The organism is Micropruina sp. (genome assembly GCF_047602085.1).
GTDB lineage: Bacteria > Actinomycetota > Actinomycetes > Propionibacteriales > Propionibacteriaceae > Micropruina.
Map to the genome: position 1 here is coordinate 119,455 of NZ_JASGID010000001.1, position 14,861 is coordinate 134,315.

Genomic DNA, 14,861 nt, shown 5'->3' on the forward strand with positions numbered 1-14,861 from the left:
CCGGCAGTCACTTCCACAACGTCGCGATGGCGAAGGCGGCCGCCATGCAGCCCATGCCGATCAACACGTTCCAGCCACCCAGGTCGCTCATGAACGGGATCAGGTGCCCGGCGATGTAGTAGACCACAAGCCAGAGCACGCCCAGTAGGCCGACGGTGATGAACGTCGGTGGTACCCAGCGCCGGCTGCCCGGCGCTGCGACGCGGCGTTTGCGCTCTGCGCGTGCCTCGGCCGCCGCCTCGGCGGACGCCTGCTTCTTCTTATCAGCGGCCTGCTTGCGCGTTCTGGACTCCGGCATGACCACCACTCTACCGGTCGTTGCCTACACTGCCTGATGTGAGGCGACGATGGGTGCGGGCCTGGTCACGCCTGCGTCGCGCCGCGAGCCGCTCCACCGAGATCAGGGTTACCCGCCGGCTGGTCAGCGTGCTGGTTTGCCTGTTCGCCGGCTTCATGATCGCCACCAGCGCCATCAATGCCGGTGGCACCGACCTGCGACCCAACCGCAACACCGACCTGGTCGGCCTGGTCGCCACCGAGTCGAAGCGCAATGCCGAGTTGACCGAGCGGGTCGCCGGCCTGCGCTTTGATGTCGACGCCCTGGCCAAGGCCGACGCCGGCAGCATTCCCGAGCAGACCATGACCGACGCCGCCGCCGTAGCCGGCCAGACCCGGGTGCGCGGGCCGGCCGTTGCGGTGGTGATCGACGACGCTCCGTCCGGCGTGCACCCCGCCGGGGTGAGCCCCGAACTGCTCGTGGTGCACCAGCAGGACATTCAGGCCGTGGTCAACGCGCTGTGGTCGGGCGGCGCCGAGGCGATGACCATTCAGGGCCAGCGGGTCACCTCGCGCACCGGGGTGAAGTGCGTGGGTAACTCGGTGGTGCTGCACGGGGTGCCGTACGCGCCCCCATACGAGATCGTCGCGATCGGCGACCAGAACCGGCTGGAGCAGGCGCTGGCCGATTCGCCGGCGATGAAGATCTACCGGCAGTACGTCGACGCCTACGGCCTCGGCTTCAGCCAGCGCCGTGAGGCCGACGTCACGCTGCCCGCCTACCGTGGCAGTCTCGATATTGAAGCCAGACGCATCGGCTGAGCACCGCGCCGATGCGCGACAATGTCACCCATGGCCCGCATTCTGGTGATCGACAACTACGACTCGTTCGTCTACAACCTGGTGCAGTACCTGGCCCAGTTGGGTGCCGAGGTTGAGGTGTGGCGCAACGACGACGACCGGTTCGGGCAGGACGACTGGTCCGACGGCTACGACGGCGTGCTGCTCTCACCCGGGCCGGGCACGCCCGAGGCGGCCGGGGTGTGCGTCGACGTGGTGAAGAGCCACGGTGGACGGCTGCCGATCTTCGGCGTCTGCCTGGGGCTGCAATCGATGGCGGTGGCCTACGGGGGAGTGGTGAACCGGGCACCGGAGTTGCTGCACGGCAAGACCTCCGAGGTGTTCCACGACGGCACCGGGGTGTTCGCCGGGCTGCCCAGCCCGCTGACCACCACCCGCTACCACTCGCTGGCCCTCGACCCGGCCACCGTGCCCGACGAACTCACGGTGACGGCGCAGACCGAGTCGGGCGTGATCATGGCGGTGCGGCACCGCAGCCTGCCGGTCGAATCGGTGCAGTTTCACCCCGAGTCGGTGCTCACGCAGGGCGGGTACCAGATGCTCGCCAACTGGCTGGCCGAGTGCGGGGACGCCGCCGCCCCCGCCCGCGCGAAGGGGCTCACGCCCCTGATGTCGCTGCGCTGAACGCTACCCGCTGGTTGTCGGATCGGGATCGGGCTCGGCCGATTCGGTGTGCGTCGGGGTCGGCGTCGGCGTGGGGGGTGTCTTGGCGAGGGTGAGCTTGATCTTCTGGCTGCGTTTGATTTCTTCGCCCGCTGCGGGATTCTGCTGGAACACCCGCCCGGCCGGTTGCTCGGTGGTCTCGGCTTCGGTGAACGTGACCTCGAACCCCATGCGGTCGGCCTGGGCCTGTGCTGCTGCCTTGGTCAGACTGTAGAAGTTGGGCACCGTGCCGGTGCCGGGCGCGTAGGTGATGGTGATCGGGGCGTCCAGCGTGACCGTGGCGCCCCCGGACGGCGTCACGTTGAGCACGGTGTTCGGCGTGGCCGTGCTGCCCGAGTCGACCTCAGCGGTGACGTTGGTGAAGCCCAGCTTCTCGAGTGCCGATTTGGCGTCGCTGAGCGACTTGCCGACCAGATCTCTGGGAATGGTGGCCTTCTTGGGCCCGATGTTCACCTGAATGGTCACCGTCGAGTTCACCGGCACCTTGACCCCGGCCAGCGGATCTTGGCTGATCACCCGGCCGACCGTGCCGTCGTCGAGACCGACCACCTGCTGCACCACGACCGAGAGCTTGTTGTCACGCAGGGTCTGCTGGGCAACCTCGCTGCGCTGATCGGTGACCGCAGGCACCGCGATGGTCTCGGTGCGGGCGTCCGGATTGAAGAACAGGAAGGTGCCGTAGCCGAGGCCGAGCACCACCAGGAACGCCACGATGCCCCAGACCCAGGCGCCCTTGCGCCGCGGCTCTTCGACGGCGCGCTGCGCAATCGTCTGGGTGTCGGGCGCCGACGCCGCGCTCACCGGCGACGGTTCGACGGCGGACGGCAGCACCCGGGTGGGGTCCGCGGCCGAGGCCGCCAGCAGTGCGGTAGGAGCCGCGGCCTTGACCGCATGCCCGGCGAGCAGCCGGTTGATGTCGTCGCGCATGTCGGACGCCGTCTGGTAACGGTCGGCGGGGTTCTTGGCCAGAGCCTTGAGCACGATGGCGTCCATGCTCGAGGTGACCAGCGGGTCGAGCTGACTGGGCGGCACCGGCGTCTCGCGGACGTGCTGGTAGGCCACCGACACCGGTGAGTCACCGCGGAACGGCGGCTGGCCGACCAGCAGCTCGTACAGCAGGCAGCCCGCCGAATAGATGTCGCTGCGCGAATCGACGGTCTCGCCGCGCGCCTGTTCGGGCGACAGATACTGGGCGGTGCCGATCACTGCCGCGGTCTGGGTCATGGTTGCCGAGGTGTCTGCCACGGCCCGGGCGATGCCGAAGTCCATCACCTTCACCCGGCCCGCGCTGGTCAGCATGACGTTGGCCGGTTTGATGTCGCGGTGCACGATGCCGGCCCGGTGGGAGTAGGCCAGGGCGTCCAGCACGCCGGCGCTGAACTCCAGGGCGCGGTCGGGTAGAATCTTGCGTCCGTCGCGCAATAGCTCACGCAGCGTGTGGCCCTCGACCAGCTCCATCACGATGTAGGGAATCGAGACTCCCGAGGCGGGGTCGATCTCTTCGCCGGTGTCATAGACGGCGACGATGTTGGGGTGGTTGAGCCCCGCCGAGGCTTGCGCCTCGCGGCGGAACCGGGCCTGAAAGGTTGGGTCGCCGGCCAGGTCGACGCGCAGCAGCTTGACCGCCACCTGGCGACCCAGGCGAGTGTCGCGGGCGCGGCGCACCTCGGCCATGCCGCCCCGGCCCAATGGGCTGCCCAACTCGTAGCGCCCCCCGAGCACCCTCGGTTCGTCGACCATCAGTGCGTCCTCTTCTCGTCGGTCGGGGTCCATTGTTGCCGACCCTGGCACCCGGGGGTCATCGCAGGGCCTCGATCACGGCCTTGGCGATCGGTGCCGCCACCCGTCCGCCCGCGACGTCGGTGTTGGGCATTTCGGCGTCTTGCACGAACACGCAGATCGCCACTTCTGGGTCGTCCGCCCAGGCGATGAACCAGGCGTAGGGGGTGCGCACATTGTCGGAGTTCGCCGTTCCGGTCTTGCCGCCCACCGTCACGCCCGAGACCTGGGCGCGCCAGCCGGTGCCGTTCTCGACCACTCCGACCATCATCTGGCGCAGCTTGGCGGCATTGGCCGAGCTGGTGGCCAGGCTGAGCTGCGACGGACGGGTCTGGCTGAGTAGTTGCAGATCGTCGGAGCGCACCGACTCGACCAGGTAGGGCTGCATCACGACGCCGTCGTTGCGCACCGCGGCAGCGACCATCGCCATCTGCAGCGGTGTCGCGGCCACGTCGTAGCCGCCGATCGAGGCCAGGCCGGTCTGCGGCACGTCGATCTCGTCGGGGAACCGGCTGGCCACCGAAGTGATGTCGGCCAGCGGCTTGGTGCCGAAGCCGAACTTTTCGGCCTGTTCGCGCAGGGCGTCCGCGCCCAGCTTGACGCCCAGCCGGGCGAAGGCCGAGTTGCAACTGAGCTCGAGGGCACGTTTCAGGGTCTGGCTGTCGCCGCAGGTGGTGCCGATCGTGGTGGTGGTGCCGGGCAGCTTGTACGACGATGTGTTCAGCACGCTGTCGGGTTCGTAGCCGGCCTCGAGGGCCGCCGCCGACACGATCACCTTGAAGGTCGAACCCGGGGGAAAGATCTCGCGCACCGCCCGGTTGGCCATCGGACGGTTCTTGGTGTCGCCGGTCAACTTGTTCCAGGCGGCGGTGGCGTCGGTGAGAGTGTGGGTGGCCAGGTCGTTGGGGTCGAAGGTGGGTGAGGTGACCATGGCCAGGATCGCGCCGGTGCTGGGGTTGAGCGCGACCACGGCGCCCTTCTGTGAGCCCAGCGCGTCGGCGGCCGCCTGCTGGGCCTTGGCGTTGAGGGTGGTCTGCACGCTCGCGCCGCTGGGCGTGGCGCCCGTGGCCAGGTCGATCAGCCGGTTGACGAACTGTGAGTCGTCGTTGCCCGAGAGTTGCGATCCGTAGCTTTGCTCAAGTTCGGACGACCCGTAGTTGTAGCTGAAGAAGCCCGTCACCCCCGCGTACAGGTCGCCTTGGGGGTAGCGGCGCTGAAATTTGAACTGGTCCTTGCTGGCCACCGTCTCGGCGATCGCGGTGTTGCCCACCAGGATCGCCCCACGGTCTTGGGCGAATGCCGCGTCGGTGACCCGGCGGTTCTGCGGGTTGGCGTTGAGCGATTCCTGGCGCACCAGGTAGCTCACGCACACGTTGACCAGCAGCGCCAGCGTCATCAGCATCGCCACCAGCGCCACCCGGCGAATCGGACGGTTCATGGCAGCCTCCCCTGTGGCGCGGTGTCGTCGGGGTTCGGTTCGGCGTCCGGAGTGCCGGCGATGATGGCCTGGGTGGGTTCGGCGTCCGGGGAGCCGGACGGGCCGGTGCCGGCGGGGATCGGCTGCGTCCGTTCGTCCGCACCACCCAAGCTTTGGCCGGGGGTGGGTGCCGGACGAGGCTCGGCGGCGTTCGGTCGTGACGGCACCGCCAGCACCTGCGTGGTGTCGTGCGCCAGCGACTGCAACGGCTCTGCCGCCTGGGCCTGCGGCATGCGCACCCGGTGGGTGACCACCATCAGCAGGGCCAGCATGGCGTAGTTGGCCACCAGCGACGACCCGCCCTGGCTGACGAACGGCGTGGTCAGGCCGGTCAGCGGCAGCAACCGGGTGACGCCGCCGATGATCGCGAACACCTGCAGTGCGAAGACGAACGACAGACCGGCGGCGAGCAGCTTGCTGAACGGGTCGCGGGCGGTGAGCGCGGTGCGCAGGCCACGCATGACGATCACCCCGTACAGCACGATGATCGCCATCAGGCCCGCAACGCCCAGCTCTTCGCCCAGCGCGGCCGCGATGAAGTCGTTCTTGGCCAGCGGCGTCAGGTTCGGCCGGCCCAGCCCCCAGCCGGTGCCGAACAGGCCGCCCCAGGCCATGCCGAACTGGCCCTGAATGATCTGGTAGTTCTGGTCCCACTGGGCGAAGGGGTCGAGCCAGGCCGACACCCGGGTCTGCACGTGGCCGTAGTAGCGCCAGCCCAGAAACGCTCCGCCCACAAACAGCACGGTGCCCAGAATCGGCCAGCTCGGACGTTCGGTGGCCACGTACAGCATCATCACGAACAGGCCGAAGAACAGCAGCGACGTGCCCAGATCCTTCTGGTAGATCAGCACCGCCAGGCTGGCCAGCCACATGATGGTGATCGGCCCCAGGTCACGCGGCCGGGGCAGGTCGATGCCGGCCACTCGCGCGCCGGCCAGCGCGAGCACGTCCTTCTTCTCGACCAGGTAGGACGCGAAGGCGACGGCCAGCACGATCTTGGCCAGTTCGGCGGGCTGAAAGCTGTAACTGCCGATCTTGATCCAGATCTGCGCGCCGTGGTTCTCGTAGCCGATCACCGGCAGCAACGGCATCATCAGAATCAGCAGGCCGACCAAGAAGGTCAGGTAGGGGAACCGCTGCAGCACGGCGTGGTCGCGCAGCACGAACAGCACCACGGCGAACACCGCCATCGAGATGGCCAGCCAGGTGAGCTGCAGTTCGGCCGAATGCATCACCGGGCGGGTGCCCTGGTCGAGCCGGTAGATCATCGCGATGCCCAGCCCGTTGAGCAGGTAGACCAGGGGGAACAGCAGGGGGTCGGCATAGGGAATGCGCCAGCGAATCACCAGGTGGGCGAGCAGCCCGATGCCCAGGTAGGCGCTCGCGCCCCACCACCAGTGGTCAGGCAGGTCGCCGTGCAGGTTCAGCGCCGTCAGCACGAAGGCGCCGACGGCCAAGCCCATCGCGAGAATGAGCATCACCAGTTCGACCCCGCGCCGTTTGCGGAAGACGACGACTTCGCTCATGGTCAACAGTCCTCAGGCGCCTTGGGGGTGTCAGCACTGGGGGTCGAGGTGGGCGTCGGCGTCTGGCTGGCCGATGTGGTCGGGCTCGGCCTCGGTGAACCGGACGGGCTCGTGGTGGTCGTCTCGGTGTCAGTCGGGGTTGGCGTGGTGGTGGCCCTGGCGCGTTCTTCGCGCTGCGCGATGCAGCGCTGGGCGATCAGCCTCAGCTCTTCGGTGGTGCTGGCGGCCGTTTGCAGGTCGGGCACCACGATCGCCTTGCGCACCTTCTCTTGATAGAACAGCGGCAGGTCGCTGACCTTGGTGTTGTGCACCTCAATGGCGCTGCTCAGCCGAATGCCGAGCACCGTGTCGGGCAGGCCGCGGAACACCGTGACCAGGTCGTCATTGTCGCCCACGTAGTACTTGGTCTGCACGTAGCCGTACCAGCCGAACAGCCCGCCGCCGATCACCAGCACCGGCAGCACGATGGCCAGCGTGACCTTCAGCCAGGCGGCGGAGCGGCCCTTGGTGGTGGGTTGGTAGCGCTCCAGTTCGGCCAGTTCGCGAGCGTTCGGGCCGGGGCCCGGGTCGCCGGTGGGCAACGGACGGGTGTCTTCGGTCTGGGGCGCGGGCAGGTCGATGTCGAGTTCGGCCGCCGCACCCAGCACCTGGGTCTCGCCGGCCGGGCCGTTCTCGACCACGTCGGCCAGGACGATCGTGATGTTGTCGAGGCCACCCTCGGCGTAGGCGATGCGCACCAGTTCGTCGACCACCTGCTCGGGATCGGAGCCGCCGATCACCGCTTCGATCGCCGTGTCGGTGACCAGGCCGCACAGACCGTCGGAGCAGAGCAGGTAGCGATCGCCGACGCGCACGTCGGTCAGTTCGAGATCGGGTACGTGGTTGGGCTGGCCGTTGAGCACCTTGAGGATCAGCGAGCGGTGCGGGTGCACCAGCGCCTCGGCCTCGGTGATGCGTCCGTCGTCGACCAGGGTCTGCACCCAGGAGTGGTCACGGGTGATGCGTTCGAACGCGCCGTCGCGCAGCCGGTAGCCGCGGGAGTCGCCGATGTTGGCCACGGCGAGCCGTTCGCCGTCGAACAGCAGCCCGCAGACGGTGGTGCCCATGCCGTCCAGCGACGAGTCGAGCGAGACCAGTGAGCGAATGCGCTCGTTGGCCCGGGCGATGGCCCCCGCCGCCACCTCGAGCATGTCTGTGCCGGTGAAGTCGGCGTCGGTCTCGCGCAGTTCGTTGATCGCCACCGCCGAGGCCAGGTCGCCGGCGGCCGCGCCGCCCATGCCGTCGGCGACCATCAGCATGGTGGGCGAGACGTAGGCAGAATCCTGGTTGTTCTTGCGTACCAGGCCCACCTCGGTGCGGGCGACGTAGCGGAAGCTGAGCGGCATGACTACTTCTCCACCACCATCAGGGTGCGGCCGATGCGCAGGGTGTCGGTGGTGCTGAAGGGGGTGGCGGACGTCACTCGCTCGTTGTTCACGTAGGTGCCGTTGGTCGAGCCCAGGTCTTCGACCACGTAGCCGTCCTCGGTGCGGACGATTTGCGCGTGCCGGGTCGACACGTAGTCGTCGTCGAGTACCAACTGGCAGTCGGCGGCGCGTCCGATCTTGATGCCGTCGCCCAGCGGCAGGGTGAGCCCCTCCTGTTTGCCCTTGCTCACCCGCAATTTGGTGGGCAGCGCCCTGGCAGCACGACCGCGCGGCTTCTTCTGCTTGCGTAGCTCGGCCACCGGCTGCAGTTCGCCCACCTCGTTGGTGGCGAGCTTGCGCCCGAACATGTCGGTGCGAATCACATTGCCCACGAACAGCACGAACAGCCACAGAAGTGCCAGGAACAGCAGCTTCAGCGCGAGGACGACGAGATCAGACATCGGCGCCCGGTGAGGTGATCGCGATGCGGGTGGAGCCGATTTCGAAGCGGCTGCCCGCACTGAGGGTGGCGTGCCGCACCCGTTGGCCGTTGATCACGATGCCGTTGGTGGAGCCCAGGTCTTCGATGGTGATCTGCCGGTCGCCCTCGGGGCCCTGCACGTCGATGCGGGCGTGCCGGCGCGAAATGCCGGGATCGTTGATTCGCAGGTCGGCCTCGGTGCCGCGTCCGAGCACGACGCCGGGCGGGTTGAGCGGGTGCCGAATGCCGTTGACTTCGATCACCAGGCTGGCCCGGCGCACCTGGCTGGTCGAGGCGTCGGCGCCGTCCACCCCGGCGACGGCCGCGCTGCTGACGGTGAACCGTCCGGTGGGCAGCTCGGCGTCGAGTTCGTAGTCGATGGTGACCGGCCCGTTGAAGATGTAACCCTTGTCGGCGGCGTAGTCGCGAAGCTGCGGAATGACCTCGGAGTTGAGCATCTTCGAGTACGGTGCGAGCCGGTCGTGGTCGTGCTTCGACAACTGGACGGTGAAGTCGTTGGGCACCAGCTTGCGGTCACGGTTGAGCAGCTTGGCCTCGGCGTCGAGCTCGCGCTGCAACCTGGCGGTGATCTCAACCGGCTGGACATCGCCCTTGAACGCGCGCGCGAAAACGCCGTTGACGGCGCCCTCAAGTTTCTTCTCGACGCGATCGAAGACTCCCATGCGGCCCAGCGTAGTGGAACCCTCAGAGAGGAGGGTGATCGGCGGACGTAGGGTCTGGACCCCGTCTTGAGGCTGGGCGGGCGGGTGTGGGGCTCCACCCTCGTGGGTAAGAGCCCGTCATGCCTGTGGTAATGTTCTGCGGGTCGCTCTCGGGCGGCGAGCGCGAGTGGCGGAATGGCAGACGCGCACGGTTCAGGTCCGTGTGTCCGAAAGGACGTGGAGGTTCAACTCCTCTCTCGCGCACCACAATTGCAGTATTCAAACCTTCACCAACCGGTGAAGGTTTGTTCGTTTCCTGAGCCTTGTCGCCCAGGCGTACGACGACGCGTGGAGCCGATTCGTGGTTCTCGGGAGCCACCGGTTCGATGGGCGCGGCGAGCGGCTACGGTGAGCTCAGCAGGGTGAGTAACTCTGGGGAGTGCTGATTTCCGCTGGTCGAGCTTGTCGAGACCTCAAGCGGAGTGCTCTGACGGGTCGGGCAGCGACCTTCCCCGTCAGGCCACCTCGTGCAGGGTGAGCCGTAGTCCGAGAGCGTTGGTGACTTTGAGGACGGTGGTCCAGGTGGGGTTACCTTCGGCGGAGAGGGCTTTGTAGAGGCCATCGCGGCTCATGCCGACGCGGCGGGCGAGTTCGCTCATGTTGCGGGAGCGGGCGATCACGCCGAGCGCGCGGGGAACCGCGGTCGGGTCGTCCCCGGATTCATCCAGGGCGATCTGGAGGTAGGTGGCCGCGTCGTCGATGCCGTCGAGGTAGTCGGCCGCGTCGAAGCGGGTGTACTTGTCAGCCCTCGTTGTCATCGTCGTCCTCCTGTGTTGTCAGGATCTCGACCATGTGTCGACTATAGCTGACACATGGTCGAAGTGAACGATCCGGCTGTCTGGCCGGGGTCGGTCGTACGCTCGGCGGATCGATGCTGATCGCCGCGAAGTGGGCAGTGCGTCACCACCGGGCCGACGCGGCCCGTCCGATCAGTGCACCAGCGCCTTCAACGACACCATCAGCAGTCCGAGCGCGCCGGTGGCCGCGCCGCCGAGCAGGCGGGCTCGCTGGTCGGTGGTCCAGACGGCCACCTTGCCGTAACCGAGTACGCCCAGCAGCGCGACGCACAGCCACAACGCGACCCAGACAGCTCCGGTGTCGTCGAGAAACCACGGGTGGCCGATCACCAGAACGAGCAACGGCGGGACGACCGCCAGCAGCATTCCCCAGGAGTGCTCGACGGCCACGTGAACGGCCTTCGAGATGCGGGCCATCGGGGGGACGCCGGCGTCCAGAGCGTCGCCGAGATGGGCGATCGTGCCGGCGTAGACGTGCACCGCCCAGAAGATCAACACGGTGATGAGGACCTTCACGAAGACGTCCCAGAACGCATCGGCCTTGTCGGCGGTTACCACCAGCAGGCCGGCGACCAGAACCACGCCGTAGATCGCCTGTTCGGTCGCGAACGTCTTCATCTGTACCCCTCGGCGCACGGTCACCCGCCCGGTGCGCGCGGGGTGCAGGTTGATTATCGCGTGCGGCTCGGGGGACGCAATCGTGCCCCGCAGGCAGCCGACCGAGTTTCGGCTGCAACGCCGCACCGAGCCGCAACGCCGCACCGAGCCGCAACGCCGCACCAAGCCGCAGGGCCGCTCCTTCCAGCATCGGCCCTGCGGGCGCGGGCCGCTCGGCGTAACGTTGTCGGCACAGCCACGAGCGCGGCTCATGGAGATCGCAAGGGGGCAGCATGAACCGATCGATCGTGATCAATCGCGAGTTCGGCAGCGGCGGCCGCGAGGTCGGCCGACTGATCAGTGAACGCACCGGCCTGGGCTTCTACGACACCCGCATTCTGGCCGACGCCGCAGCCAGGCGCGGCGTGCCGGCCAACCAACTTGAGGCATTCGACGAACGGCTCGCGGCGGGGCAGTACCTCAACGTGTCGTTCCCCGGGTTCAGCGACCCCGAGTTCGCGGCGATGCCCTACCGGGTGTTCGCGGTGATCGCCGAGGTGATCACCGAGGCGGCTAAGACCGCACCGGGGGTGTTCATCGGACGCTGCGCCGACTCGATTCTGCGCGAGGCCAAGCTGCCGCTGCTCTCGGTGTTCGTCTACAGCACCGACTCCCGCGCCAAGATCGCCCGCGCGGTCGAGGTCGACGGGGTGCCCGCCAAGGACGCCGAGAAGTACATCGTTCGCATGGACAAGACCCGCAGCCGCTACCAGCAGTACTTCACCGGCACCCACTTCGGCGACCACCGCGGCTACGACCTGTGCCTGAACAGCGGCAACCTGGGCGTCGGCGCGTGCGCCGACGCGATCGTGGCGGTGATCGGCGCGAGTGGTGCTCGGTTTGGCTCGGCTGCGCGACACGGCGATCAGGACGAAGGGTGATCGCCATCATCGCTGGCTCCCCGCCCAGGTCGTTGCCTCGCTGAACGGCCACCAGCCCCCCATGGCGCTCGAGTTGGTCAAGCACCGCGCTCGTGGCAGAGCGAGGGGACCGCTGAGTTTTCGCTGGTCGAGCTTGTCGAGACCTCGAACGGAGTGCGCTCACGAGGGGTTTCGACCTCACTCAACCAGCGGTGGGCGCATCGATCAGGACTTCCCTAGTGGAGTGTCGCTCCTAATAGTTTGGTAATGGGTGGGATTGGCTTGTCCTGATTGATGCTTGATCGGGAGGAGTCGTATCGTGCCCAGGCTGAAGGATCATGTCGTCGCGTTGACGGCTGAGGATCGTGTGAAGCTGACGAGGGTCGTGTCGCGGGGGACGCATCCGGCGCGGATGATTGCGCGGGCGAGGGTTCTGCTTGAGCTGGATGAGAACGCGAGGGTCGTGCCGGGTCGGCGGGTTGTCGCGGAGCGTGTCGGGGTGTCCGAACAGACGGTGTATCTGATCGCGAAGCGGTTCGTCGAGTCCGGTGGGGATGCCGATGAGGTGATTCGCCGCCGCAAACGGGTCACGCCGCCGGTGCCACCGAAGGTGACCGGGGATGTCGAGGCGCGGGTGATCGCGCTGGCGTGCACGAGACCGCCGGAGGGGTTCGACCGGTGGTCGTTGCGGCTGCTGGAGAAACACGTGGCCCTTACCGACGGGCTGCCGCCTCTGGATCACTCCACGATTGGGCGGGCCCTGAAAAAGGGGGGCTTCGTCCTCACTTAAAGAAGTGCTGGACGATCCCGCCGAAAGCCAACGCCGAGTTCGTGGCGCGGATGGAGGATGTTCTGGAGGTCTACCACCGGCCCTTCGACCCGGCAGTGCCGGTGGTGTGCATGGACGAGAAGCCGTACCAGCTGCTCGGCCACGCTCGTGACCCGATCCCGGCGCGCCCCGGCCACGATCTCAAAGAGGACTCGGAGTACGTCCGTCACGGCACCTGCTCGATCTTCGTCTGGGTCGAGCCGCTCGCCGGACACCGCCACGTCGACGCGAAGCCGCGGCGGACCCGGATCGACTGGGCCGCGGGCGTGGACCGGCTGCTGACCATGGACTACCCCGACGCCAAACGCGTCGTCCTCGTCATGGACAACCTCAACACCCATACCCTCGGCTCGCTCTACGAGGCGTTCGAGCCCGCGAAGGCCCGCGCTCTCGCCGAACGGCTCGAGATCCACTACACACCCAAGCACGGCTCCTGGCTCAACATCGCCGAGATCGAGCTGTCCGCCCTCAGCCGGCAATGCCTCACCCGCCGCATCGACGACCTCGACGTCCTCAACGCCGAACTCGCCGCCTGGCAGAAAGCGACCAACGACGACCAACGGCAAGTCGACTGGCAGTTCACGACAAACGACGCCCGCATCAAACTCCGACACCTATACCCAAATATTTAGACACGACACACTACTAGCCGCCCAAGCCCAGTGCAGGGGTCGCCGCGACCTCAGGGTCGAGTCGAACCGGCTGCGATGACCTGGCCGTGCTACCGCTGCGGTTCGAGCACCTCTGCGATGGTGTCGATCACCTTGCCGGCGTAGCTGCGGCCGTCCGGCAGCGTCGAATCGTAGTCGAAGTAGTGCTGCTTCACGTTGTGGTTGTACGGGCCCAATTCGATGAAGCTGATCTTCTCGTCGCGCAGCGCCTCGTTCCACGGCGACGCCTTCGCGATCGGCCAGCGACCGGCGAACAGCAACGTGCCGGACGCTTGCAGAAAGTCCTTCGACCCGTACAGGTGCCACAGGTGCTCGGTGCGGGCCAGCGCGATGTCGTCGCTCAGCATGCCGCCCAGAGACACCAGCGAGCAGCGCAGCCCCATGGCGTGCAGGTACCAGATCGCCCCCAGCGCGATCTGGCCGCCGCCGCTCCAGCCCAGCAGCACCACCTCGTCGGGGTTGCCAGGGGTGTGGCCGTGCTTCACCAGTGCACGATGGATCTCTTTGGCCATGCCCATGTTGTAGGTCGGGCCGTAGCGCCGGTCGGCGCAGACGAACAACTGCATCAGGTTGCGAATGTTGATCAGCACGCCGAGCAGCGAGTTGGGGTTCTTCAACCGGGCCTGTTCGAGCCGCCGCCACAGCCAGCCCAGCAACCGCTCACCGGTCAGCGACCGGTTGTCGACGGAATAGGGAAATACGTCGTCGATCACCCGGTAGCCGGGCAGTCGCCGGCGCAGGTCGGCGATGAACGGCACCTCCTCCTGGGGTACGTCCCGGGCGCCGATGGCGCCGATGCCCGACAGGTACACCACGAATTTGTGCGCCGGTTCGTCCGTGTCGGCCGCCGCGAGCTCGAGTGGGGTGGCAGCCGGGCCGAGATCGACCTCTTCGACGCCGCGGGTCGCCCACCAGTGCAGCGACTCCAGGGGTGCCAGCAGCAGGCCCACGACGGCGAGAGCGCCGATCAGTACCAGCAGGTCGGTGATGATCATGCCCGCACCTCCTCGGTGATCAGCGGACGGCCGTTCAGCACGTCGACGCCCGAGACCCAGAAGGGGCGTCCGGTGATCTTCTCGAACAGCGTCGACAGCCCCGCCGAAATCCATGGCGCGGCCACCATCGACAGCAGATGCATCACCAGCCACGAGGCGGCCACCAGCCCCAGGGCCGGCCAGCGGCCCACTTCGAAGGTGCCGGCCGTCACAGCCCACAGCACCACCGCGCTCCAGGCCGACAGAAACCGGCTGATCGCCGTGCCCAGGTAGGGCATCAGCGCCAAGAAGCCCCAGATCTGCGGCGCCATCGACACCAGCACCCCGCTGAGCACGGTCACGTAGTCGACGCCGTTCTTGCTGAACAGGTTGCCCAGCTCCCACAGCACCACCGACTCGACCACGTGCAACAGCACCAGCCAGGTGCCGCTGACCAGCAGCCCGACCGCGAACTTCCAGCCGGACATCCGGTTCACCAGCAGCACCACGGCCTGCCCGCACATCACCGAAATGCTGGCCAGCAGCGCCACCCCGATCGCGAGCCAGATGGCGAAAGGCTGCTCGCGCACCCAGGCCAGGGCCACCGGGTCGAGTCGGTAGGCCCGTCCGATCAGCTCGAATACTCCTGCCAGGTAGCGGCTGATGTCGTTCACCCTGCCAGTCCCCCGAGCCCGGGTACGGCCTTGCGGGCGGCGGCGATCCAGTCGTGGCCGCCGATCCATGACTCTCCGAAGCCCCGAACGGCGGCATTCAGCGTGGGGCTGTCACCCCCCGCGCTGAGTCTGCCCACTGGCTTGGTGCTGCTCATCGCTGTCCTCCTCGGTGACCGGGCTCGGCACGTAGTCTGCCGCGAATCGGTTA

General features: G+C 67.6%; 16 protein-coding genes, 1 tRNA gene and 1 pseudogene. 6 read left to right on the forward strand and 12 right to left on the reverse strand.

Going from position 1 to position 14,861, the window contains the following annotated elements; genetic code table 11:
• Positions 1-7: 7 nt before the first annotated feature.
• Positions 8-298 carry a cell division protein CrgA gene (locus QM721_RS00510; protein WP_415117894.1) on the reverse strand — a complete coding sequence of 97 codons (291 nt, stop codon included), beginning with the start codon at positions 296-298 and terminating at the stop codon, positions 8-10.
• A 38-nt stretch (positions 299-336) separates the two neighbouring features.
• On the opposite strand from QM721_RS00510, the gene QM721_RS00515 reads away from it, so the two are divergent.
• Both QM721_RS00515 and QM721_RS00520 read left to right on the forward strand, forming a co-directional pair.
• Positions 337-1,098: a DUF881 domain-containing protein gene (locus tag QM721_RS00515; RefSeq protein ID WP_415117896.1), complete on the forward strand. Its 762-nt coding sequence runs from the start codon at positions 337-339 to the stop codon at positions 1,096-1,098.
• Between the two features lie 30 nt (positions 1,099-1,128).
• Positions 1,129-1,761, forward strand: coding sequence for an aminodeoxychorismate/anthranilate synthase component II (locus QM721_RS00520; RefSeq protein ID WP_415117898.1), 633 nt, complete (start codon positions 1,129-1,131; stop codon positions 1,759-1,761).
• Between the two features lie 3 nt (positions 1,762-1,764).
• On the opposite strand, the gene pknB is transcribed toward QM721_RS00520, so the two are convergent.
• The 6 genes and pseudogenes from pknB to QM721_RS00550 form a co-directional block, all read right to left on the reverse strand.
• Complete coding sequence (gene pknB / locus QM721_RS00525) at positions 1,765-3,540, reverse strand: Stk1 family PASTA domain-containing Ser/Thr kinase (protein ID WP_415118028.1); 1,776 nt, start codon at positions 3,538-3,540, stop codon at positions 1,765-1,767.
• A 58-nt stretch (positions 3,541-3,598) separates the two neighbouring features.
• Complete coding sequence (locus QM721_RS00530; RefSeq protein ID WP_415117900.1) at positions 3,599-5,017, reverse strand: peptidoglycan D,D-transpeptidase FtsI family protein; 1,419 nt, start codon at positions 5,015-5,017, stop codon at positions 3,599-3,601.
• Between the two features lie 221 nt (positions 5,018-5,238).
• Positions 5,239-6,582: pseudogene (locus QM721_RS00535) on the reverse strand (FtsW/RodA/SpoVE family cell cycle protein); the annotation flags it as partial.
• Positions 6,583-6,584: 2 nt separating this feature from the next.
• Positions 6,585-7,967 carry a PP2C family protein-serine/threonine phosphatase gene (locus QM721_RS00540; RefSeq protein WP_415117902.1) on the reverse strand — a complete coding sequence of 461 codons (1,383 nt, stop codon included), beginning with the start codon at positions 7,965-7,967 and terminating at the stop codon, positions 6,585-6,587.
• Positions 7,968-7,969: 2 nt separating this feature from the next.
• Positions 7,970-8,449, reverse strand: a complete 480-nt coding sequence (locus tag QM721_RS00545) for an FHA domain-containing protein (RefSeq protein ID WP_415117904.1) — start codon at positions 8,447-8,449, stop codon at positions 7,970-7,972.
• On the reverse strand, positions 8,442-9,152 hold the full coding sequence (locus tag QM721_RS00550; RefSeq protein ID WP_415117906.1) for an FhaA domain-containing protein: 711 nt from the start codon (positions 9,150-9,152) through the stop codon (positions 8,442-8,444). The genes QM721_RS00545 and QM721_RS00550 overlap by 8 nt, the downstream gene beginning before the upstream one ends.
• A 160-nt stretch (positions 9,153-9,312) precedes the next feature.
• Between QM721_RS00550 and QM721_RS00555 the strand changes: the two genes are divergently transcribed.
• Positions 9,313-9,398, forward strand: a tRNA-Leu gene (locus tag QM721_RS00555).
• Positions 9,399-9,646: 248 nt separating this feature from the next.
• Here the strand turns inward: QM721_RS00555 and QM721_RS00560 are convergent.
• Together QM721_RS00560 and QM721_RS00565 are read right to left on the reverse strand one after the other, a co-directional pair.
• Positions 9,647-9,949, reverse strand: coding sequence for an addiction module antidote protein (locus tag QM721_RS00560; protein WP_415117908.1), 303 nt, complete (start codon positions 9,947-9,949; stop codon positions 9,647-9,649).
• Positions 9,950-10,120: 171 nt separating this feature from the next.
• A complete protein-coding gene (locus QM721_RS00565; protein WP_415117910.1) occupies positions 10,121-10,606 on the reverse strand; it encodes a hypothetical protein in 486 nt (161 codons plus the stop codon).
• 272 nt (positions 10,607-10,878) lie between these two features.
• On the opposite strand from QM721_RS00565, the gene QM721_RS00570 reads away from it, so the two are divergent.
• The 3 genes from QM721_RS00570 (at position 10,879) to QM721_RS00580 (ending at position 12,966) form a co-directional block, all read left to right on the forward strand.
• A complete protein-coding gene (locus QM721_RS00570; RefSeq protein ID WP_415117912.1) occupies positions 10,879-11,526 on the forward strand; it encodes an AAA family ATPase in 648 nt (215 codons plus the stop codon).
• 478 nt (positions 11,527-12,004) lie between these two features.
• The gene (locus QM721_RS00575; RefSeq protein ID WP_415117914.1) at positions 12,005-12,295 is read left to right on the forward strand and encodes a helix-turn-helix domain-containing protein; all 291 of its coding nucleotides are present in this window, start codon (positions 12,005-12,007) and stop codon (positions 12,293-12,295) included.
• A 41-nt stretch (positions 12,296-12,336) separates the two neighbouring features.
• On the forward strand, positions 12,337-12,966 hold the full coding sequence (locus QM721_RS00580; protein ID WP_415117916.1) for an IS630 family transposase: 630 nt from the start codon (positions 12,337-12,339) through the stop codon (positions 12,964-12,966).
• 89 nt (positions 12,967-13,055) lie between these two features.
• On the opposite strand, the gene QM721_RS00585 is transcribed toward QM721_RS00580, so the two are convergent.
• The 3 genes from QM721_RS00585 to QM721_RS00595 are packed head-to-tail and all read right to left on the reverse strand — an operon-like array spanning position 13,056 to position 14,808.
• Positions 13,056-14,000, reverse strand: coding sequence for a hypothetical protein (locus QM721_RS00585; protein WP_415117918.1), 945 nt, complete (start codon positions 13,998-14,000; stop codon positions 13,056-13,058).
• Complete coding sequence (locus tag QM721_RS00590; protein WP_415117920.1) at positions 13,997-14,653, reverse strand: hypothetical protein; 657 nt, start codon at positions 14,651-14,653, stop codon at positions 13,997-13,999. Before QM721_RS00590 ends, QM721_RS00585 begins: the two co-directional genes overlap by 4 nt.
• On the reverse strand, positions 14,650-14,808 hold the full coding sequence (locus tag QM721_RS00595; protein WP_415117922.1) for a hypothetical protein: 159 nt from the start codon (positions 14,806-14,808) through the stop codon (positions 14,650-14,652). Before QM721_RS00595 ends, QM721_RS00590 begins: the two co-directional genes overlap by 4 nt.
• Between the last annotated feature and the right edge of the window lie 53 nt (positions 14,809-14,861).

Coding starts and splice junctions, on each gene's coding strand:
- QM721_RS00510 (WP_415117894.1), bottom strand. CDS start 298: ATGCCGGAGTCCAGAACGCGCAAGCAGGCCGCTGATAAGAAGAAGCAG.
- QM721_RS00520 (WP_415117898.1), top strand. CDS start 1,129: ATGGCCCGCATTCTGGTGATCGACAACTACGACTCGTTCGTCTACAAC.
- pknB (WP_415118028.1), bottom strand. CDS start 3,540: ATGGTCGACGAACCGAGGGTGCTCGGGGGGCGCTACGAGTTGGGCAGC.
- QM721_RS00530 (WP_415117900.1), bottom strand. CDS start 5,017: ATGAACCGTCCGATTCGCCGGGTGGCGCTGGTGGCGATGCTGATGACG.
- QM721_RS00540 (WP_415117902.1), bottom strand. CDS start 7,967: ATGCCGCTCAGCTTCCGCTACGTCGCCCGCACCGAGGTGGGCCTGGTA.
- QM721_RS00545 (WP_415117904.1), bottom strand. CDS start 8,449: ATGTCTGATCTCGTCGTCCTCGCGCTGAAGCTGCTGTTCCTGGCACTT.
- QM721_RS00550 (WP_415117906.1), bottom strand. CDS start 9,152: ATGGGAGTCTTCGATCGCGTCGAGAAGAAACTTGAGGGCGCCGTCAAC.
- QM721_RS00560 (WP_415117908.1), bottom strand. CDS start 9,949: ATGACAACGAGGGCTGACAAGTACACCCGCTTCGACGCGGCCGACTAC.
- QM721_RS00565 (WP_415117910.1), bottom strand. CDS start 10,606: ATGAAGACGTTCGCGACCGAACAGGCGATCTACGGCGTGGTTCTGGTC.
- QM721_RS00570 (WP_415117912.1), top strand. CDS start 10,879: ATGAACCGATCGATCGTGATCAATCGCGAGTTCGGCAGCGGCGGCCGC.
- QM721_RS00585 (WP_415117918.1), bottom strand. CDS start 14,000: ATGATCATCACCGACCTGCTGGTACTGATCGGCGCTCTCGCCGTCGTG.
- QM721_RS00595 (WP_415117922.1), bottom strand. CDS start 14,808: ATGAGCAGCACCAAGCCAGTGGGCAGACTCAGCGCGGGGGGTGACAGC.